Genomic DNA, 23,205 nt, shown 5'->3' with positions numbered 1-23,205 from the left:
GAAGGTATCAGCCTAAATTAAAACTTTTTGTTATTTTTTATTCTTTTTAGCTAAATAATTTGTTGACAATAAAGACGGTATCTCCTCTTACATTGATATGATAAGCACCTGTCTGATCATAAACCGGTGCAAGACCGGGCTCATGAAATTTACCAGCCTTTATAAACCTATTTTCATACAAAGGATTTCCTAATAATTCGTGAAAACTCTCACACGGTGAAATTTTAATAGATTTAAGATTATCTTTGATTAATTGATCAAAGGTTTTCTCATGTTGCATGTTTTGCATAATTTATAATTTAAATAATTCTTTTGTAAGCTTAGGTACTCACTACTCTGCCATATTTCCTCGAGTTTAACCTCATTAACATTACCAAAATTTCCTAATGTCTTACGGAGTTCATCTGGAGCACAGCAAGGACTAAACTTTCCTTCATTGTTTATCCATGCTTCTTTACCTAAAAATGGGCATTGACCACCTGGAGCCAAATCCTTAATACCTTCTTGAGAAAGAATTGTAAAATTTTCTAATTTTATCTTTTTACCATTTGGTAATAGCATATTATCTCTAAGCTCATATAACCTTCTCACCTCTGTATTCCATCTACTAATTGCTAACTCATCTCTTCTCATAGATAGATCCTTAATTTCCTCAAAATGTGCCCAAAGATGATGTCCTTTAACTCTATCTATGCCGTTTTTTATGGCCATCTTAACTATGTCATAGAGTTCATGTAAATTACTTTCCAAAAATGTTAATTGTAAAGTAACGGTACACCTTTCACCTGTATCGCTAAAGTATTTATCTCTAACTTCAAGGAAAGTTTTTAAATTTTCTGTCACTACTTCCCATTTTGAACCTTTCATGATTCTTTCATGAGTTTCTTTAGTTGCCCCATTCCAGGAAATCTTAACATCAGATAAAATTGGTACCAATAGTTCAGCCCATTTTCTAGCTCCTTTAATGGGAAAAGAACCATTGGTTGTGAGGTTAAGCTTAAGGCCGAACTCATGGCACAAATTGATTATTTCATCAAAGCTTTTATACATTAAAGGCTCACCCATAGTAGAAGGAATGATTTCCCTTAAAGGTGTGCCAGCTGCTTCCTTAATTACTTTTCTGATAGTTTCTATCGACAGTATCTTAGGTTTTATTCCTTTGGCTTTCTTCTCTTCTTTAACTTTGCTGTATGGTGAAAAACATTCGCACATTATACAAGCAAAATTGCAGTAATCTGGATTAGTATCAAAAGTAATTCTCCAAGGACCAGGTTTCAAAGCTACTGATTTGCCTTTCTTTTCAATAGCATTACGGTAAATCTTGTTAAGTTTCTCAGTATGCTCACTTATAGAAGGTATATTTCCATTTTCAGTATAAGGATAGCCTTTTTGGGTAAGTTTACTATATAACTCCTGATCTGTAGATAGGATTTGCATTTTTTCTGATAAACTACTTGCATCTCTGTGCTTAAATAATAGTCCATCTCTTACATATTCTGCCATGCCACCATAATCGGCTGTTATAACTGGTATTCTAAGTTGCTGTGCTTCATGTATTACTAACGGTGAATTTTCACCCCAAATTGAAGGAACGACTATTGCATCAACTTTATTAAATACGTCAGTAACTATATTCTTATTATCATAACTTCCCATCCACTCTATTCTTTCTTTAACAACAGGTGAAAACTGATTGGCAATCGCTTTTAAAGCTTTAGTTTCTTCTCTTGCTGCTCCCCAAATTCTAAGTTTTGCTTTAGATGATAAGTGAGAAAAAGCTTTCAATAATAGATTAACACCTTTTTCGGGAGTATGAGTACCAATATAACCGAAAATAAACTCTTTTTCTTGTGCTCTATTTCTATTCTTAAGACGATTGAGATCAAAACCATAATCAAGATAAGAAATTTTGTTTATCGGAACATTAAAATCCTGAGTAAATTTGTCCATCAAGAATTTCGATGGGGAAATAAAGTAATCTATATAGTCTATTATTTTCCTTGTGTGCTTCATTCTAGTTGCAACCCATTGTTCCCAATAATTTATGTCTAAATTCAGGAATTCTTTATCTCCTGTAAAATATCCTTTGTAACATTGGGTTGCACATTTTTGATCCTTTTGTCCATCACAAAGCCGTAACAAATCTTCAGAATTGCGTTGAATAAACCTTCCTCTTGGACACATTAACCAAAAGTCATGTAGCGTAAAAATTGTAGGTATATTTTCTTTAAAAGCAATTTCTGGTAAAGTAATTGATAGATGATTAAGATGACCAAAATGTATAAGATCTGGCTGAAAGTTATCTATTACTCTTTTAAATTGTATATCTACTTCTTCATTGATAAATTTGTAACGATATTTAGCTATGGGTATATTAATTAAATGCAGTAAGATTCGAGAATCACTACGATCTAGGACTGTAGTGTAATAAAAATCAGGTAAAAAGCTATTTTCATACCTAGTAAATACTTGTACCTCATTGTTATTTGCTAGTTCATGAGCAAGAGTTTGGCTATAAACCTCTGAACCAGCACTATAATAAGGAGGGTAACCATGAATAACTTTTAATATTTTCATATATTACCATATCTATATTGTTAGGATATTCTTGTGTATTGTTTTGTAGACTTTTTATAAATTTACTTAATCCTACTTCTAATGAATGTTTTGGAGACCAACCAAGTAGCTCTTTAGCTCTAGTAAAATCACCATAGAACTTAGTTACGTCAAAATTTCTTGGAGGATAAAAATCAATTCTAGAATCACTTTTCGTGACTTTTAATATTGTTTTTGCTAAGTTTTCTAAAGTACATGGGCTATTAGTAGTAAGATGAATAGCAGGAAGAGAAGATTTTTCGCTTTGTAAATATTTAACAGTTAAGCATATACCCTCTATAACATCATCCAAATAGGTAAAATCAAAAACACATTCTTTACCTTCTATTTTAATTGGATCACCTCTTAATGCATTAATACAGAGTGCAGGAATTACTCTACTGTTATGATCTAGTAAACCACCGTATACATTTGAAAAGCGTAATATTGCTACATTAAAATCTTTTGAACTTGTTATTTGTTCCTCAATAAATGCTTTACCTTTGGCATAATTATTTATTGGATCGATACTAGCAGATTCTGTAACTGGCAGTTCCTTCTGCTCTCCATAGACTTCCCTACTACTTGCATATATAAACCATGGTTTATTTGAAAGTGACTTACATAACCCTAAAAACTGCATTGTACCATCAACATTAATTTTTCTACACAGTTCAGGATAAAGTTCACCATGTATAACTCGAGAAATTGCAGCCAGATGAATAATTCCTGTACACTTAGCAAGTAGTGGTACTATATCTTCTGAAAAAAAACTGAGTGGATTGTTGTGAAACCTAATATCACAGCTTATTACTTCATGGCCCTGGTTTTCTAACTTTTTCACCAAGGTTGACCCTATCAAACCTGCAGCACCTGTTATTAATATCCCCATGTATACCCTCTCACTACAACTAGGAAAATTTGTCGTACCAATTATCTTACAAGTAAGAATCAAAAGGTATTATAAAACCAGTATAAAACAAATGTCAACTTAAATTAGTGAATAAAAAATGTGATTATGAAAGAAGAGTTGTTGCTTGAAAATAGTGTTCAGCTTTAACCAAATCCTCTTTATTATTTACTCCCATTGCTTCTCTTTCATCAGAAACTACATAACCTACACTCAAGTTATTGTTTGCTGCAATGGGTACTATATCATTAAGACAATATTCATTGGTCGAATTATTAAATTTTATTTCTTTTACTAAGGTAGAGAGATCTTTAGCATATGAAGCTATTATTCCAGAGTTTGCAAGAAGCATTTTATCTCCATTTTTTAGGATTTTTTGAACATTGCCGTAATTATCAATTACTAATCTTCCATATTGTTCATCTTGACTATTGAATCCAAGAAGAACTAAATTATTATACTTTAAACAATCAGTCATTTTCATAACTGTATCACTAGATATAAAGGGAGTGTCTCCATACTGTATTAAAACTATGTCTTGATCAGATAACTCCTCCAGATTTTCTAGAGCAATTTTAACTGCAGTGCCAGTACCTGTAATATCTTCTTGAATTATTAGTTTTATATTGTATTGATCGATTATACTTTTTAGGGTATCAAACTTTTCTAAATCTTTTAGAAGGGAGTTGTTAACAACAATTGATAAGCTTTTTAGACTCAGCAATTTTGCATTAGAAATTATATGTTCTAAAAGAGTAAGATTTCCCACTTGGTGCAACGCTTTTGAATATTCAGAATTCATTCTACTGCTCTTTCCTGCTGCTAATATTATCAAAATGTTACTCATACATGACTTAGGGATTGATTAGATAGTAAGTTAATTTATAATTAATAAGATGTAAAGCCCACTATAATTTTCTCAATGATCTAGATCTTGGCACCCTCATTAGAGTTTCATTTAAGAGAGCTATAACTTCAAACTCTTTACTCTATTTTCTACGCTGACATCTTGTAAACTCTGATCTGGACTTTTTAATATTTCTAATAATCTACTTGCAAGGTTTAAGTGTTTATTGATTACTGCAACCTGGACTAATGACTTGCCTTGATCATCACGAGCATTTGTTACAGCTACGCGCTCATCGGGTTTTATTGCTTTCAGCTTACTGATAATTTCAACATTACCATTTTTTGCATTCTCAAACAGCTCTTCTACTAATTTCAATAGGTTAGTAATATTTTGGTCTCGAGAAAGATCAAGTGGTGCTTTACCTTCTTTATTCTTGATGTTATAAATTGCACCATGTTTTAATAAAGATTTTACAACTTCCAAGGAGCCACCTTTAGCTGCAACATGAAGTGATGTAGTACCACTAGAAGTAGTTTTAGCATTAACAAAGTCATTTAATTTATCACGACTGATATGTTGTAACAGAACCTCAACAATTTCTTTGTAACATTTGGAAGTAGCAGTGTGTAATGGTGTATTACCTTTATTAGTAACTTGACTAACATTAGCTCCATTTGTTAGTAAGATGTTTACAATATCTATGTGTCCATTGCTAACAGCGTAATGCAACGGTGTTCTTCCATCAATATCTTTATCGTTGGCATCAGCTCCATCTTTTAACAGACGCTGAACAGTTCGTATATCACCTTTACTAGCAGCAATGTTGATATCTTTCTGCAGATGCTGGAGAACCTCTGATGCTTCGCTACCCTCAAGCTTAAATCTAAAATTAATCATCTCTATCTTTTTTAAAATATCTAAAACACTCGGATGACTTGGTCCAAAAACAGCTTTTCTTTGATCAAAACTTTCTCTGTAGACTTTAAGTGCGCTGATCCATTTCCCTTGAGCAAAAAGTACATTTGCTATGTTGTATTGAGTATTCAAGGTTTCTGGGTGATTTTGTTGTAAAGCTTTTTTCTGGATATTTAAAACCTCTTGAAAAGCTTTCAAGGCTTCATGATATTTATTTTGATTGAAGAGTACCCCAGCAATGTTATGTAACGTTCTCAAGGTATCATCATGATTAATACCTAAAATTATTTTCTTCTTTTCAAAAACCTCTTTATAGATTTTTAAGGACTCTTCGTATTTACCTTGGTTAGCTAGTACCATTGCTATATTATTTTTGGCACTCACAGTGGCTAGATCATGTGTACCTAGTGTTTCTTTCCTCTTTTCAAAAACTGCCCTATTGATATTTAACGCTTCTTCATATTTTCCCTGTTTATCTAATACTAATGCCATGTGAAACTGAGTATTTAAGGTATCTGAATGATTTGACCCTAGTATTTCCTTTTGTCTCTGATAGACTTCTTGATAAATATTAAAAGCTTCTTCATCTTTCCCCTGTCTATGCAGCACTAAAGCGATTGTACTTCTTGTACTTAAAGTATCCTTATCGTTTAAATCCAGCATTTCTTTTTGTTTCTGAAAAATCTCTTTAAGCATATTTAAAGCTTCTTGGTAAATTCCTTGCTTATATAGCACTTTGGCTATATATGTCTGAATATCTAAAGTACCAGGATTGTCTGGTCCTAGTATTTCTTTTCTTCTTTCAAATGCGCTTCTGAAAATACTTAAGGCTTTTTGGTAATTGCCTTGATTCAAGAGCACTAAAGCTGTATCAATCTGAGCGGATACGTCACTTTGCGATATCTGCTTCAACTGCTCGACTTTTGAAAAGTTACTATGTACTGCAGCAACTACTAACGTTTTGTTCTCTCTATTACGAGCACTCATCACTGCTTTTACTGTATCAATATCCTTTATCTTATTTAGGTCATTAATAACTTGAGCATTACCATCTTTAACCTTTTTAAATGATTCACTGACTAGTTTAAATAAGCTAGTTATACTTTTATCCACAGTAAAATCTGATGGTGTTTTCCCACTGTCAGAGACAGCATTGTATACTGCACCATTAGATAATAGGGCCTTTACAACTTTTAAGTGAGAGAACTTAGCAGCATAATGCAGAGGAGTAAACCCCTTGTTACCAACCACATTAGGATTAGCTTTATTTTGTAATAGAATATTGACAACTCCATCATAGCCCTTCCATGCAGCATAATATAATGGTGTTACACTATCAGCATTTTTGGCATTAACAAACGCTCCTGCTTTAATGTAATTCTCAACCTCTGAAGAGCTATTACGTTTTACAGCCTCAAATAATTTCTCAGTTGATGCTAATAGATTGATAACGTCTTTATCGTTAATCATTTCTAATGGTCTTCTACAAAGCTTGTCAACAGCGTTATAAACTGCACCATTTTTTAATAAAACTTCAATAACGTCTTTATAACCAAAATTAGCAGCAATATGCATAGGGGTTAAGCCATTAGTATCTTTAGCATTAACGTCAGCACCTTGTGCTATCAAATACTTTACAACTTCTAACCGACCTTTCATTGCAGCATAGTGTAGTAATGTCTGGTTAGCTGTACCAAGCTCATTAATACTCAACCCCTTGCTAAGGAAAAACTCTACGGTATCTTTATAACCTTCTCTAGCTGCAATGTGTATAGGCTTTGATCCAGAGGCATTTTTAGCATTAATATTAGACCCTTCATCTACTAGACATTTTACCATTTCCAAGTTACTTTCCTGTGAAGCAATGTGCAGTATAGTCCAATCATCATTGCCTTTAGCATTCATATCTACTTTTTTATACTGCAGTAACATTTTAACCACTTGCAAATGACCATGTGCAACTGCTAATTCTAAAGGTGTTCTGCTCTTATTGTCCTTAACATTAACTTTTGCTCCATTACTTAATAGGACTTCAATAACATTAACATGGCCGTGTCCTGCAGCTATATGTAGTGGAGCACCTTCAACATTTACAAAGTTAACGTTAGCCTTGTTTGCTATCAAAATTTCAGCAACTTCTTCATGGCCTTCTTGTGCCGCAAGATATAATGGTGTTGTACTATTAATAGTCATAGCATCAACATTGGCTCCCCTTGCTATCAGAGCATTTACTATTTCCCTGTGGCCTCTTTTAGCAGCCAAATGTAATAGTGTAGCATCTTCAGGACCTTTCATATTAGTACGGGCCTTGTTTTTTAGCAAAATCTCTACAATATCCCTATAACCAGCGAGCACTGCTAATGATAAAGGTTCACCACCTTCTGCATTAACACTAGCTCCATTTTCTACAAGAACTTCAACGATTTCCTTATGATTATGCTTAATAGCAGAAAGCAATGGTGTTAGGTTGTTACTCTTAACATTAACATTGGCTCTATTTGCTACCAAAATTCCAACGATTTCTTTATAACCTTCCTCCACAGCTACATGTAATGGTGTACTACCTGCAATACCTTCCATATTAACTTTGGCTTCATTTTTTATTAAAAGGTTCACAATATCTTTGTGACCCCCTACAATAGCTGCATGTAAAGGTGTAAGACCATAATTAGCACTAGTATTGACTTCAGCTTTACTTTTGATTAGAAAAGCAATAGCGTCTTTATGTCCACTTAGAGCAGCTACATGCAATGGCGTCATGCCATCATTAGTTCTAGCATCAACTTCAGCTTTATTTTTTATTAGAAGATCAATAATATCTTTGCTACCATTCATCGCAGCTGCATGTAATGGTGTACTACCCTTAATGTCTTGAGCTCTAACTTCAGCTTTATTTCTTATTAGGAGTTCAATAATATCTTTGTGACCTTTCAGAGCAGCTACATGTAATGGTGTTAGATTATTATTGGCTTTATCATTGATTTCTACTCCATTTTTTATTAAAAGCTCAGCAACTGCCTTATGACCACTCTCTGCTGCATAGTGTAATGGCGTAGCATTATTTTTATCTTTAGCGCGAATGTTAACCCCATGCTCGAGAAGAGCAACAACTATCTTCAAGTGGCCACTCTGCACTGCAAAATGTAGTGGGGTTATACCTTCCACAGTGGCAATACTAGCATTTGCCTTATTTGTCAGTAAAGCCTTAACAATTTTCTCATGTCCATCTTTTGCTGCGTAGTGCAAAGGTGTGTTATTATAGGTTTTGTCAACAACATTAACATTAGCTCCATGCTTCAATAAAATATTAGCTATCTTTTCATGACCGTTTTCTATTGCATAGTGTAATGGTGTACAACCATCTATAACTCTGGAGTTAACATCGGCTCCTTTGAGAATTAAAGCATTCACTACTTCTAGGTGGCCATTTAGTGCTGCTGTATGTAATGGTATTCCCTCCTTATCGTTTCTTGCATTAACATTTGCCTCATTTTTCAGTAAAAAATTAACTAGCCCTAGATAACCACTTTCTGCAGCTATATGTAGTGAAGTAAAGCCACCCATAGTTTCGTTGATGTCAACATTCGCTTCTTTTTCCAGCATAATCTTAGCAACATCAATATGATTGTTTTTTATTGCATAGTGTAAAGGTGAAAAACCAGCTATATCTTTGGTATTAGTATTAGCATTATTTTTTAGTAGAATTTCAACAGCATCTTTGTGACCATTTTTAGCTGCAATATGTAGTGATGTTTTGCCACTATTATCTAGATCATCAACATATACACCTGTTTTTCCTATAAAAAATTCCACAATATTTTTCCTTCCATATGCAGCAGCAATATGTAGTGGGCTTTGACCATTAATATCTTTAACATTAACGTCTAAATTTTGATTAAGAACAAATTTTATAATTTCAAGACTAGGTCCCTTAGCAGCAAAATGTAATGTAGTCCATGAGTTAATACTTCTAGCATTGATGTCTGCTCCTTTTTTGAGATAACTCTTTAAGTCTTCAAGATTTCCTTCTTCCAACGCAGCAAACATTTTTTCCTGATTAGTAATAGTGATAAGGTTTTGATCGTATTTATCTTTCAGCTTGGAAGGATCATCTCTTACCGACTTGCCAATTTTCTTCTTACTTTTTATTACATTTTCTGAAATAAGTTTTTTAGCGTTCAAGATAACTGCTATTGAGGGATCAGATAACAATACATCAACTAAGGTATTATCGTGTGCTAAATGATTACGCAAACATTTTCCAGTTAATAAAGGAGTGTTATCATCTAAAAAAAGTAGATTGTTTTCTAGATGCTTCTCTGATCTACCTAAAATTGACATTATATCCAGAACAAGCATTTCTACTACTGCTTGCAACTTTTTATTCCTCTTGTAGGAAGGAAGCTTTTCAGTTAACTTGCCACTTAATGCGTTATTCCTCAAAATACTTTTCAGTTCAGATAACTTCAGTTTAAGCTGGTTATTGTATTTTTCTTCTGTTATGTTGTAAGCCTTCCTTTGTTTATGTATAGGAATAAACGAACCTTTCTCATTCAACTTGTTTCTTAATTCCTCAATCCATTTAAGGTCACCTGTTCCAAGTTCAGCAATGTAAAAAATCTCACAAGTTAATCTATTTACTTTATCAAGGTTGTCATCCTGTATTCTTGACCTAACACTATGAGAAATTTTCATTGATAGTTCGGCTATTTCTTTAAGATTGTGAGACTCTATTTGGGAAGGAATATTCTCTAGTGTTTTATTAGCAAAGAATTTTATTCCTCTAATAACATTATGGTCAATCTTATTGTCATTCAAACCAACATCTAAGCTCTTTAATGATATAAACGCCGTAACATAATCAGTTCTGATATTTTTTGATTTAGTTTTTGCAAAATTGATTATGTTATCAATTTTATTAAACAGCTCCTTTTCATAATTCGTCTTTTCAGTTATATTATTGCTTAATTCTTTTATGAGTTTTTCAAGCTTATCATGTTCCATCACTTTAAAACTCTCTGTAATCATTTCATCTAATTCAACGTTACTAAATATTCCAGCAACTTCTTTTATCTCGTCTAAGTTTTCACTATTGGTAATTTTCTTTAGCAATATTATGACTATTTTAATCTTGTTATTGTAAAGAATATCAGTAATTACATTATCGATTCTTTTAGTATCATTTTGAACACCAATAAAAAAGTTAACATCTGTATTTTCCTCAATCTCTGTTCTTTTAGAGAGCGAGTAAGCATGTGATAGTGAATTACGTAAATCTATAATGACTTCTCTTGTGTTCTTTGGTAATGATAGTAGAAGAAGCTCGCTTGTAGTGCTAGATAACTTGGGAGATTCTAGAGTGTTTTTTAAATATTCACCAATAACCTGTAAAACCCTTGTAATAATTAACTGTCCTTCCCTTTCTTTAGGATTAGCTGATAATGCCAACTTTATATAATCACTTATTTTCTCTAAAGAATGAATATCCCTAATTTGTTGATAATCGCTATACAACTCTCCAAATTGAGGATAATTGCTAACGATCTCTGCAACAACCCTCTCACGTTTTAACTTCGGGAGATCAGCAAATTTACCAATGTCCACACCTTCTATAATATCTTTTTCTTCTTTAAGTTTCTTTGCAAAATTTTCCAAGTGGTCTAGTATTTTACTTTTATTCAATGTGGCATTATAGAATAGATTCATTTCCTGTCGTTTTATGTGAGAAGAAACAAAACTGATCAAACAAAATTCCATTTCTTCCCAAGGTAGTCTATCGTAGGTTGATTTCAACTGCCGCTTTAATATATGAATATTTTGTGCAATAAATTTTGCTATGAATAAAAACTTTTCATCTACTTTTTCTGTGTTTGAATACTCTGCCTTTAACAGGCTAATATTTTGAAGTACTAACTCAATCCGCTCTCTTATGTTATTAAGATAACTCTTCACATTCTGATCTTGTCCAGAAGCACTAGAGAAAAAACGGAGGTTTATCAACTTATTTTCAACAAAAATTTCTATCTCTTCTGACAAGAATACGTTCTTTAGTTTTAATTCCTCATAAGCTCGTGAAAGAATTTCATCTAATTCCCTGAAATGAACAGCAAAATAATTACCTAGCCATTTATTAATGAGTGTATCAAGAAGTTCAACATTACCTGAACGTATAGCATAATAAAACGCATTATGGCATGTTTCATCCTCATCATCTGGTAATATAGTAGTTTCTCTGATGCCAACAGATAAATTACTGAGAATTTTACTATTATTGCCAAGTAGGTATTCTAAAATCTTTACCTTATTGTGTTTACAAGCTAAGATAACTAAGTTAGTACTCTTAACAGGATTGTTAGCATTATCATAATAGTCTCTCAAAGTTACTTGATCTTCTGCATCACTTATGTAATCAATAAAATTGCTTAATTTTTTTAAGCTGTCGACATTACCATCTGATATTGCCTCTTCGAGTTCAGTTAAAACCAGGAGATAAAGTTCTTCAGCTTTTGCTTTTCTGCGGTAGAGCTTTTTATATTCTCTAATAAACTCCTCTTTTGATGTGTAAGAACGTGATAAAAACTGTTTATCTTCTTGATAAAAACTGGTTTGTTGTTTAGGTACATGCATAAACCCTCTCTGAGATATATTTACACCAGTATTAGAATAGCAAAGTTTACTTAATATGGCAAAAATTAAAATAGCATCTTTTGTTAATAAAATATTTTTGAGAGAATATCTACTAATCCTGCAATTTCAGGACGAAAAGCCTTCACAACATTTGATTTTGGGTGTGGGAAATGTGTTGGTTGTTTAAATTTTTAGTAACACCTACTAATAATAACCCGTTTGAAAACAACAAAGAGAAATGATGATCAACTTACATAAAAAAGCACTAAGTTTAGTGTTTTGGCATTATAGCAATCTCTTATGTATCACCTCTCTGGAACCATACGACTAATTGTTGTTCATAAAAAACTCTAGTACTGACAAAAAATGTATTTATTCTAATCTTGCACGTTTGGTATCATTACTTATAGAAGTTTCATAAAGTCTTGTACCAGGCTCTACGAGATTATTTAAGGAACTTAAAGATTGAAAAGTACGTTTATTGGAATCATCAAACGCTACTATAAAGTTTAACAAGTTATCATTAGATAGATATTCAGTTATATTATATGTAGAATCATGATCCAGAATAATTTTCTTTTCTTTGGCATCTTGATCTGCCACATCTAATTTAGTATAAAATTGTATCTTACTTAACTTATTTAACAAATCTGCTCTTTCTAAAAAAGGTTTTACCTTATCTAATATGATATCATTATATATAGGATAGCGTATGGAATAATCAATTTTTGCTAGTCTTACAGATAATTGATTATTATATAGTACATGTATGTTGAAGTTATTTGTAACAAATTCATATAGTGGAAGGCTATCTTTTATTTCATCTGTTTTCATTTGAAGAATTTCACAAACACAGTCATCTAGATAACTTGATAATTTACTGTAATTACTGCATCCTTTATAAGGAGATAAGTCAATAATTTTTCCGTAATCCTTATTGAAGTTCCTTACTAAAGTAAATTTAATCAACAATTTAGCGCATGCTAGATCACTTACAGCGTTATCTAAAGATGTGGAACAATTATCATAAAGCCGTCGTTTACGATTTCTTATATTAATATCAGCTCCATATTCTAATAGTTCTTTAACTACTTCCAGATTTTTACCACTTTTTTTTACAGCATGGTTCAGTGCAGTATTGCCTTTACGGTTTGTTGCATTTACATCAGCACCATGTTTCAGAAGTTCTCTAACTAATTCTAATTCCTTCCCCAGTGTTATAGCAGAATGTAGTGGAGTTTCACTATACATGTTTCTTGAATTGACTTCGGCACCACCTAACAAAAGCTCTTTAGTAATTTCTACACTACTAGTAGTATGAAGTAACGTATCTCTATTCCTTTCTACTCTAAGGTGCTGTACAGTCCCAGAGTGTGATGGTATGATAAAATATGAGAAAAAAATACCATCAAAGGAGGAGTTATGGGACAAATATTACATGGGTGCGCCAAAACAACACAGACGATTCGTAGAGCAATACAAAATAGAAAAGAGAGCATAGCAAAACTCTCCAAGCATTATAACCTTAATCCAAAAACTATTATTAAGTGGAGAAAACGTTCATTTACGAAAGATGCTGATATGGGTCCAAAGCGTCCAAGATCGACTGTTTTAACGCTAGAAGAGGAAGCTATAATAGTTACATTTCGCAAGTATACACTACTGCCACTAGATGATTGCCTTTACGCTCTGCAGTCTACAATTCCGCATTTGACTCGCTCTAGCTTGCATCGTTGTTTACAAAGACACAACATTAGCAGATTACCAACTGTTGATGGAGAAGTTAAGTCAAAAAAGAAATTCAAACAATATCCTATCGGTTACTTTCATATTGATATTGCTGAAGTTAGAACTGAGGAGGGCAAATTACATTTGTTTGTTGCTATTGATAGGACATCCAAATTTACCTATGTTGAGTTGCGTAACAGTGCTACAAAACCCATAGCTGCTGAGTTCTTACGTAATTTGATTAGAATTTTACCGTATAAAATCCATACTATTTTGACAGATAACGGTATACAATTTACAAACCAGAAGCGTCATAAGTATGCTTTCCAACACATATTTAATAGAGTTTGCGAAGAGAATGTTATTGAACATCGTTTGACAAAAGTTAGCCATCCTTGGACAAATGGGCAAGTTGAGCGTATGAATAAAACTTTAAAGGATGCTACAGTTAAGAAGTATTACTATCAATCGCACCAGCAACTTAAAGAACACCTTTATAACTTTGTTATGGCTTATAATTATGCAAAGAGACTCAAAACTCTTAAGGGTCTTACTCCTTATGAATTTATATGTTATCAGTGGACACAGTCTCCAGAATTATTTATACTAAATCCACACCATCACACTCTGGGACCATACAGTTAGCATTAGCACCTGCAGACAAAAGAGCTTTAACTTTTTCTAAGTTTCGTTCATAGACTGCTTTTTCTAATTCTTTGTTAATATTATTATTTAGCATATTTTTAAAATCCTCCTAAATTTCACTATTTTGTAACAAAATTTTTGTATATTTTCTAGATCTTGGCACCCTCATTAGAGTTTCATTTAAGAGAGCTATAACTTTAAACTCTTTACTCGATTTTCTACGCTGACATCTTGTAAACTCTGATCTGGACTTTTTAATATTTCTAATAATCTACTTGCAAGGTTTGAGTGTTTATTGATTACTGCAACCTGGACTAATGACTTGCCTTGATCATCACGAGCATTTGTTACAGCTACGCGCTCATCGGGTTTTATTGCTCTCAGCTTACTGATAATTTCAACATTACCATTTTTTGCATTTTCAAATAGCTCTTCTACTAATTTCAATAGGTTAGTAATATTCTGGTCTCGAGAAAGATCAAGTGGTGTTTTACCTTCTTTATTCTTGATGTTATAAATTGCACCATGTTTCAACAAAGATTTTACAGCTTCGAAAAAGCTATTTTCAGTAGCAACATGCAACGATGTAGTGCCTTTAACTATTGTTTTAGCATTAATAAAATCACTCAATTTATTGTGGCTTACACGTTGTAACAAAGCTTCAATAATTTCTTTATGACCTTTGGAAGCAGCAGTGTGTAATGGTGTATTACCCTTGTTAGTAACTTGAGTAGCATCAGCTCCATTTGCTAGCAAGATATTTACAACTTTTATGTGCCCATTATTAACAGCATAATGTAATGGCGTTCTTCCATCCACGTTCTTCGAATCAATGATTGCTCCATCTCTAATGGAACTCTCAATTCCTAAATAATTATTATCTTCTATAGCCTTAAATAACTTCTCAACCAATTTTAGTAATTTTATTACTTCTGGGTTTCCTCTTCTTTCCGCAAAGTGTAATGGTAAAACATATCTACCTCCTTCAGCTCTAGCATTAAAGTATGCTCCGCTCATAAGTAGAGACCTAACTATATCTAAATTACCAATTTGTGCCCCTAAGTGTAAAGGCGTAGCATTTTTATCCATTTTTGCATTAACATCCGCTCCATTTATAATAAGAGTTTTAACTACCTTAGGATGACCATATTGAGCTGCAAGATGTAGGGCTGTGCCTTTATTTTGATTTTCTTTTACATTTACATCAGCACCATGTTTCAATAGAACGGTTGCTATCTGATCATAACCTTTTTCTGCTGCAAAATGTAAAGGAGTCCAATTTGTGTGATCTAAAGCATTAATATCTGCTTCCTTTTCTAAGAGCAATTCAACCACCTCTAAATGATCATGGTCTACTGCAAAGTGTAGAGGTGTAGTACTTTTAACTGTTTTAGCATTAATGTCTGCTCCTTTATCAAGCAAAGATTTAGCAACTTCTAAATTACCATCATATGCTGCAAAATGTAGAGGAGTCCAACTTCTGTTATCTAGAGCATTAATATCTGCTCCATTTTCAATCAAGAAATTCATTATTTCCAAGCGATTATGTTCTGCTGCCAAATGTAGAGCTCTTCTACCATCATCCATCTTTGCATTTATATTTGCTCCTTTTGCAATTAAGCTCTCTACTATTTTTAAAGAAAAACCATTATATGCTGCATTATGTAAAGGAGTCCAATTCTGATCATCCACGGTGTTAATGTTTGCTCCATTTTTAATTAAAAAATCACTCACCTCGAAATGACTTTGCTGAATTGCTAGATGCAAAGGTGTAAAACCTTCGTTTTTTTTAGCATTAACATTGGCTTTTTTCTCTATTAGTGGCTTCACTACTTCTAAGTGACCATTCTGAGATCCTATATGTAAAGCTGTGGAATTATCGTGGTCCTTAGCATTAACATCAATTCCCCTTACGAGAAGAAGAGACTTAACTACTCCAAAGTGATTACGTTCTGCTGCTAAATGTAGAGGTGTAAGATTCTCATAATCCTTAGCATTAACATTAGATTTTGCTTTTAGTAAAATGTCTACTAACTCTAAAAAGCCATTTTGAGACGCTAAATGTAGAGGTGTAATCTTATCATCTGTTTTTGCATTAACGTTTGCTCCCGCTTCAAGCAGAACTTTAACTATATCTAACCTACCAGTTTGTGTTCCCAGATGTAAGGGTGTAATGTTTGCATCAACTTTATGATTACCTATGCCTGAAGATCCAGCGTTAATATTAGACCCTTGTGAAATAAGAGCTTTAACTACTTCGAGGTTACCATTTTGTACTGCAGAATGCAAAGGTCTTGCTCGATCATTATTTACAGCATTAACATCTAATCCCTTTTCAATAAAAACATTTACTATATCTAGATGACCATTCTCTGCTGCTAGGTGTAAAGGTGTATTAAGTTTATCTGTTTTAGTACTAAGATCTGCTCCATTTGCAATCAAGGTGTTGACTATATCTAAATATCCTTGCTGGGATGCAAAACTTAAAGGTGTAAAGCCTAGAATGGTCTTATGGTTTACATCTGCTCCATGAGCAATAAGAAAGTTAACCATCTCTAAGCGATTTTTTGCAATTGAAAAATACAGTGGCGTAAAGCCATCGTACTTAATCTCTGAATTAATATCTAAACCTTCTCCTAATAAAGTGTTGACTAAATCCAACTGACCATTTCCTGCTGCTAAATGTAGTGGTGTAAGACTAAGATGTTTCTGAATTTCATAATTTTCATTTAAAAACTCTACAAAAAATTGCAGCTGATCCAGATTATTAGATATTCTATTAGTAAACATAAAGGCCTCGCATGAAGAATTTATGTAAATATAGTATCTACAAGTTTTTAAGCAAGATAAATCTTCTTCTTAAAAAAGATACTGTAATCCAATCTGTATGCTTATAACTTTTTCATTTGATCATGAGTAGATCAGTTGTCTCAGCTGCAATAGAGACACCTGCCTTAAGTAGCTACGTCAATTTTCTCTGTTTTTGCCCCTTTTTTTTCTGATGAAGATGTCTTCATTCTTCTCAGTAGCCAATATTCTTTTTAAAGAATAATCGTTACGTGCACCAAGGAACTTAGAAAGAACAATAGGAAATCCACTTAAAAAGCATTAATAATTATACATAATTCTAATGATCTTCATGAAAGGGCTTAGAATAGAATTTAATAGACAATCTGATTTTAATTGATATTAAACTGATCAGACTGAGAGTTGAAAATATGGCAATAATTCTTTTAGACACAAAAACTATAAATCGTATAGCAGCGGGAGAGGTAATAGAAAGGCCAGCGAGTGTAGTAAAGGAATTAGTAGAAAATGCAATAGATGCTGGAAGTTCAGAGATAGAGATCAAAATAGAAAGTGGTGGACGTAACCTTATAACTGTGACAGATGATGGAAATGGAATAGAAAAGGACGACTTAGAACTAGCATTTATGAGGCATGCCACTTCAAAATTAAGCGATAGTGAGTTAATAGAAATCAAGCACCTTGGGTTTAGGGGAGAAGCTTTACCTTCAATTGCAGCAGTAAGCAGAATGAAATTATCGTCTAAGGCAAGTGGAGCAAAGGAAGCATGGTCTATAAGGTATGAGGGAGGAGAAAAAATAAGAGAGATTACACCTTGTTCTTTGCTACAGGGTACATATATTGAAGTTCGTGACTTATTTTTTGCCACTCCAAATAGATTAAAATTTCTAAAAACCGAGAGGGCAGAAACACAAAGCATTGTTGACATTGTAAATAACTTAGCAATGATTAACTATAGTATTGGGTTTACTCTCACTTCCGGTAATAAAAAGCTCTTAAAATATGTTAAGCAAACTTCATTATTTAACAGATTATGTGAAACAGAAGAAGAATTTCAGAGCAATTCGCTGGAAGTTAAAGAGGAAGAAGACGGCATCAAACTTACGGGACACATCTGTAAACCAACTATTAGTCGTGGCAATTCAACTCAGATCTATACGTTTGTTAATGGAAGGCCAATAAAAGATAATCTACTTATTGGTGCAATTAGATATGCGTATCAAGATTTTATTCTAAGTGGGAGGTATCCTTTTGCAGTGCTGCACTTAGAGATACCATACGATCAAGTAGATGTAAATGTGCATCCAAATAAATCGGAAGTAAGATTTCAGAATAAAAGGCTAATATATGAAATAGTGAGAAGAGGGATAATAAAAGCATTATCAACGAGGTTTGCAGCAAGTGGTCAAGGTATTGAAGAGGAGCTAATTTTTAATGATAGTAAAAGCCAAGAGCAGGTTGATAGTCAAGAGAAAAAAGATCAAAAAGAGTTTTATGAAAAGAGACCAAGTCTTTTAGAAAATCGTCTAATGAAAGAATTCAATGCACCAGATGAAAGAAGGCAAAGCTTACCAGAAACTTTTAAGTATGGAGAATCCCCACCCCTTGTTTCAGCGCATACTGTAACTCCAAACTTTCTTGATTGCTCAGTGCTTGATGAGGTGTTGATTGTCTTATGTAAATTATCGCTTCGCGTGTTAAATGTTGTGCTGTAATTAGCTCTGATGTATTCATGGATGACCTCTTTGGACACTAATAATATGTTTTCTAAAATTTCTGATTTGAGACATTGCGGCATTTTTTTCCACACTCTATTTGGGTTACATGGCATAATTTATACTCCTTTGCTAAAGAAACAAATTCGTATAATGAATCCCATGTTAATTTACTTGTGAGAAAATCTTGCTTACTGGCTAAGTTGGTAGCAAGAAACGGGATACGCAGAATTATGTTATTACGATGAATAACAAATACATTACTACTACAATGGGCTCTTGAACTGATAAAGGATATAGGAAAAGTTCTGCCAAATAGCGGATGAGTTGGATCTGTAACTGTAATCTCTTTTTGGTTGTTGAATGGGGTATTAAGGTGGTTGATCGTGCGATATTATTATTGACGTCGCTTTTCTTATTAATGCCTTTCTTGTTACTTCTCTTATGTAAAAAGGTACCTTATCCACTGTACCAGTGAACACTTCTTCCCCCTTTAAACGGCACTTTTGATCAAAATATATTATTTTCATCTTTTCCTCCTCTGAATAACCAATACTCACCCTCAAATATTTTACTATGGTTTCCAAGTTATCCATTACAGGTCCTTTCTTTAACTCTTCTCTTGGTACTCTCTTTGCAGCTTCCTTTAGGCATAAAATTACTGCTACTGTAGAGTCAGTTATCCCTTCTATAGTTTTCAAGTCATCTATTTCCTGGCCTAAAACTCCTCCTATTCCAAAACTATCTATTAGCTTTCTAGCAATAATTCGAGCTTCTTCCCTGTCATGCACTGCACTTAGAAACGTTTCTATTACTTCACGATCAAGTAGAGCTTTACCGTTGCTTTCTAATGCTCTGAACTCTATTTCTTCTCTACGATCTCTACTATTTTTCTTATTATTCATAAAAATTACCCTTCACTAATAACAAAATGTTTTTATATATTTACTGCTGTTTTTTTGTCAGCATTGGCATAGAGCCATAGCTTTCGAGTGAAGTCAAATTAATTTTTCAATCTTTTTCACTTATTTTTTCATCAAAAAGTAAGTATATTAATAGATACTGATTTTTTATTTTAAATTTGTTGAATTTCGTCTAAAGAGATGCCCACTGTTTTTAAAATAATATTGATAGAAATTCCTTCCTTAACTAAATTCTTTGCAATTCTCATCTTTTCTACTCTCTTCACTTTCTCTTTGCAAACTTGCATGCTTTCAAACAGAGATTTTATTAGTACATTACGTAGCTCTTGGCTTTTAATCTTTTTATATTCTTCTATTAACCTTGATAGCTCTGCTTCACTATTCTCATTTTCTCTTGTTTCTGGAAGTAGGTCTGTAATACTAATTGATAGTACCTTTGCTATTTCATCTAACATTTCAAGTGAAACAGCAGCTCGTCCTTGTTCATATTCATATATTCTTTGATTTATTACGCCCACTTTGCTTGCTAAATCTTCTTGAGTGTATCCTCGTATCAATCTCCATTCTTTTATTCTTTGACCTACTTTATACGGAATAGAAATTTTTTTCTCATCATTATCATATTCATCAATAGATAAACTGGTCGTTTGAGAGATAACATGAGCAGAAACTCCTTCCTTAACTAAACCCTTTGCCACCTCTACTTTTACTGCCTTTCCACTTTCTTCCTCACTAATACGGATGAATTTGGTTAATAAGTAAAACGTTTCACGTAATTCTTGATCCTTAATCTCTTTATGTCTTCTTACTAGATTTAATATCTCTTCTTCCTCATACCTTTCCTCATTTGATACTTCTTGTCCGCAAGCTAGATCTCTAGCAGTTGTTGATAATGCTTCTGCTAATTCATATAACTTCTTAATTGAAATTCTGCGTGTTCCTTTTTCATATTGCAGTATTACCTGATATGTTGTACTGATTTTTTTTGCTAAATCTTTTTGAGTATATTTTCTTTTTAACCTCCAGCTTTTCACTTTTTCTGCTATCTGATACCTTATAGAGATATTTGCCATAAATATTATACAGGTTAATACTACCAAATAAAGATATACAAAAGGGATACTTCTTTCTATGTTTGAATTTTAGTTGAATATTTCTTCACAATTGTGTATAATTATTAATGCTTTTTATCTTACTTTCTCATGGCTCTCTCAAAATTTTTAGATCTTAAGCTTGATTTAACATTTAAGAAAATTTTTGGTACTGAAAAAAATAAGAATATCCTTATCCACTTTTTGAATGATATTTTGGGGTTTACTGAAATAAATACTATACAAGAAGTTAAATTCCTTAGCACCATTATGGACCCTGAAATTGCCTCTGATAAGCAGAGTATTGTCGATGTTCTGTGCAGAGATTCCACTGGGGCCAGATACGTGATTGAGATGCAACTCGCTCGTGATAAAGGCTTCGAAAAACGGGCTCAATTATATGCTGCTAAGGCTTACTCGAGGCAGGCTGATAAAGGTGGTAAGTACATTGATTTAAAGAAGGTTTTCTTTATTGCTATAGCGGATTGTATTTTATTTCCTGATAAGTCTGAGTATAAGTCAAAGCATACTATTCGCGATGAATATACTAATGAGCATGATCTAAAAGATTTTTACTTTATATTTATTGAATTACCTAAATTTTCCAAAACTAAAGAAGATCAGCTTTCAAATATAGTTGAGAAGTGGGTATATTTTTTTAAGTATGCTGATGAAACAAGTGAAGAATACCTGGAAAAAATAATAGGTAGTGATTTAATAATTAAAAAGGCCTATGAAGAGCTAAATAGATTCAACTGGTCAGAAAAAGAATTTATTGCCTATGAACAAGAGATCAAGCGTATTCGTGATGAACAGGCCGTCCTTGCTCAAAAACTCGATGATGCTACTCACAAAGGTAGACAAGAAGAAAAAATCGAAGTAGCAAAAAACTCACTCAAGGCCGGTGTCTCTATAGATGTTATAGCTCAAATCACCGGTCTCTCTCATTCTGAAATTTTACAACTTAAGAAAAAAACATAATATCCCTACTTATTCACTTATGAAAACCTTTCCTAAGTTAGACATACCCCTTAATTAAGAGTCTAATGAACTATCTAAAACAGCTATAAAGATTGCACATAGAATTATATAAATTACTATCATAACATTACCCAAACTTCTATATCAAAGCTACGTGCTGTAAGTTCAATATGGAAAATACATTAACCACTTAGCATTTAATGTCTACTTCATCCATTTTAGTATTAAGATCATCAAACTTGATACTGGTTTCCCTAATTATTTTGGCTACCTTTACTTTAAATCCTATTGTAAACTTCCCACTATTTGGCATATTATACCTCCATCTCTCATATTTTAGTCTACCTACTGAGGTTATTCACAAGCTTGGTTACTCCTATCTCAGAAAGACAAGTTGATACTTTTGAATGTCTGTGAACTGAAGCATTACTTAAATAACCTTGAGGCTCTAAACTCATTTCCTTTGCACCATCAACTTCTAATCTACTATCTCCGTTGTGTAATATCTGCTCTATTGATTGATTTAGCAGACCCTTATTAAATTGAGCTATAAACTGATCAAATTTCTTCGGACTTAATTTACCAGCTTCTCTACCAGGACATGCTTTCTCTACATACGATTTTAAAATCCCTGAAATTTCATTAAATTTACCACTCATGACTTTTCTAGTAATCTCTTTCTGCATTCCCATATAATCAATATTTAATCGATGCATTGATACACCACTTTTTAATCCAGCTTGCTCTACTACTTTCTCAAATCCATTTGTAATATTGAGTGTATATTCCTGTGCCTCTAGTGGAGATATAGACTGATCTACTGTAGAAATATACTCATGACCTGTAACTTTTCTAACCAATAAATCAAGTAACATTATTGTACCATTTACATCTATTTGTGCATCAACTTGTGAGATTGAACTTGGAGTACTTGATGTTTCCTCAGATTTAGAACCTAATAACCCACTCACAGAGCTTTTCATCCAACCAAATAAATCATTTATCCATGAAGATGGTTTTATACCATTACTACTCACCATTCTACGATTTCTAATGCTCTGTCTGCTATGCTCATGTCTATGCCTACGAAGTTGATCAGATACCATAACCTCTGAATCGTTTTTTGTACGATTGAAAACATCATTATACACTTGATCCTTATGTCCTTTTTTCACAACACTCACGTCTCTTGCCGTACTTATTTCTTCCTGATGATCTTTTAACACTACCTCTTTATCAGCAAATTTTACAGACAAGGTTTTCATCTTAGGCTCTTCATAGAAATTTTTAAAATATATGATAGATGACTTATCCACCTCCATATTATTTTCGTTATTTGTTATGATACTGTCATTAAAAGCGTCAGTACTGATCAAATCATATTTATCACAAACAGAGATATACTACACTGCTTTGA

General features: G+C 33.0%; 14 protein-coding genes and 1 pseudogene. 3 read left to right on the top strand and 12 right to left on the bottom strand.

Translation table 11 applies throughout. The annotated features are described in order from the left end of the window. Window positions 1-46: 46 nt before the first annotated feature. The 6 genes from ABWU38_RS04425 to ABWU38_RS04400 form a co-directional block, all read right to left on the bottom strand. Entirely contained in the window at window positions 47-280 is a 234-nt protein-coding gene (locus tag ABWU38_RS04425; protein ID WP_353272543.1) for a hypothetical protein, read from the bottom strand. After that, window positions 250-2,577, bottom strand: coding sequence for a glycosyltransferase (locus tag ABWU38_RS04420; protein WP_353272542.1), 2,328 nt, complete (start codon window positions 2,575-2,577; stop codon window positions 250-252). Before ABWU38_RS04420 ends, ABWU38_RS04425 begins: the two co-directional genes overlap by 31 nt. Then, window positions 2,534-3,487: an NAD-dependent epimerase/dehydratase family protein gene (locus ABWU38_RS04415; RefSeq protein WP_182183380.1), complete on the bottom strand. Its 954-nt coding sequence runs from the start codon at window positions 3,485-3,487 to the stop codon at window positions 2,534-2,536. The genes ABWU38_RS04420 and ABWU38_RS04415 overlap by 44 nt, the downstream gene beginning before the upstream one ends. Window positions 3,488-3,611: 124 nt before the next feature. Further along, window positions 3,612-4,352, bottom strand: a complete 741-nt coding sequence (locus tag ABWU38_RS04410; protein ID WP_353272541.1) for an NTP transferase domain-containing protein — start codon at window positions 4,350-4,352, stop codon at window positions 3,612-3,614. A gap of 120 nt (window positions 4,353-4,472) precedes the next feature. Beyond that, complete coding sequence (locus tag ABWU38_RS04405; protein WP_353272540.1) at window positions 4,473-11,897, bottom strand: ankyrin repeat domain-containing protein; 7,425 nt, start codon at window positions 11,895-11,897, stop codon at window positions 4,473-4,475. Between the two features lie 372 nt (window positions 11,898-12,269). Beyond that, complete coding sequence (locus tag ABWU38_RS04400) at window positions 12,270-13,328, bottom strand: ankyrin repeat domain-containing protein (RefSeq protein ID WP_353272539.1); 1,059 nt, start codon at window positions 13,326-13,328, stop codon at window positions 12,270-12,272. Here ABWU38_RS04400 and ABWU38_RS04395 point away from each other — a divergent pair. After that, entirely contained in the window at window positions 13,320-14,270 is a 951-nt protein-coding gene (locus ABWU38_RS04395) for an IS481 family transposase (RefSeq protein WP_353272538.1), read from the top strand. The two genes, ABWU38_RS04400 and ABWU38_RS04395, sit on opposite strands and share 9 nt — an antisense overlap. On the opposite strand, the gene ABWU38_RS04390 is transcribed toward ABWU38_RS04395, so the two are convergent. Both ABWU38_RS04390 and ABWU38_RS04385 read right to left on the bottom strand, forming a co-directional pair. Next, the gene (locus ABWU38_RS04390) at window positions 14,227-14,364 is read right to left on the bottom strand and encodes a hypothetical protein (RefSeq protein ID WP_353272537.1); all 138 of its coding nucleotides are present in this window, start codon (window positions 14,362-14,364) and stop codon (window positions 14,227-14,229) included. The two genes, ABWU38_RS04395 and ABWU38_RS04390, sit on opposite strands and share 44 nt — an antisense overlap. A gap of 95 nt (window positions 14,365-14,459) precedes the next feature. Beyond that, window positions 14,460-17,060: an ankyrin repeat domain-containing protein gene (locus tag ABWU38_RS04385; protein ID WP_353272536.1), complete on the bottom strand. Its 2,601-nt coding sequence runs from the start codon at window positions 17,058-17,060 to the stop codon at window positions 14,460-14,462. Window positions 17,061-17,488: 428 nt separating this feature from the next. Here ABWU38_RS04385 and mutL point away from each other — a divergent pair. Next, window positions 17,489-18,664: pseudogene (mutL, locus tag ABWU38_RS04380) on the top strand (DNA mismatch repair endonuclease MutL); the annotation flags it as partial. Window positions 18,665-19,164: 500 nt separating this feature from the next. On the opposite strand, the gene ABWU38_RS04375 reads toward mutL, so the two are convergent. Together ABWU38_RS04375 and ABWU38_RS04370 are read right to left on the bottom strand one after the other, a co-directional pair. Further along, on the bottom strand, window positions 19,165-19,698 hold the full coding sequence (locus tag ABWU38_RS04375) for a JAB domain-containing protein (protein WP_353272535.1): 534 nt from the start codon (window positions 19,696-19,698) through the stop codon (window positions 19,165-19,167). Between the two features lie 170 nt (window positions 19,699-19,868). Continuing rightward, entirely contained in the window at window positions 19,869-20,789 is a 921-nt protein-coding gene (locus tag ABWU38_RS04370) for a helix-turn-helix domain-containing protein (RefSeq protein ID WP_353272522.1), read from the bottom strand. A 129-nt stretch (window positions 20,790-20,918) separates the two neighbouring features. Between ABWU38_RS04370 and ABWU38_RS04365 the strand changes: the two genes are divergently transcribed. Further along, entirely contained in the window at window positions 20,919-21,788 is an 870-nt protein-coding gene (locus tag ABWU38_RS04365; protein ID WP_353272534.1) for an Rpn family recombination-promoting nuclease/putative transposase, read from the top strand. A gap of 190 nt (window positions 21,789-21,978) precedes the next feature. Here ABWU38_RS04365 and ABWU38_RS04360 read toward each other — a convergent pair whose 3' ends face one another. Further along, entirely contained in the window at window positions 21,979-22,101 is a 123-nt protein-coding gene (locus ABWU38_RS04360) for a hypothetical protein (protein WP_353272533.1), read from the bottom strand. 28 nt (window positions 22,102-22,129) lie between these two features. After that, window positions 22,130-23,164, bottom strand: a complete 1,035-nt coding sequence (locus tag ABWU38_RS04355; protein WP_353272532.1) for a latrotoxin-related protein — start codon at window positions 23,162-23,164, stop codon at window positions 22,130-22,132. Between the last annotated feature and the right edge of the window lie 41 nt (window positions 23,165-23,205).

Origin of the sequence: Wolbachia endosymbiont (group A) of Urophora cardui (assembly GCF_964028435.1) — a bacterium.
Taxonomy (GTDB): domain Bacteria; phylum Pseudomonadota; class Alphaproteobacteria; order Rickettsiales; family Anaplasmataceae; genus Wolbachia.
Note: the sequence above shows the minus strand (reverse complement) of the source record. Positions and strands in the feature narration are given on the sequence as shown.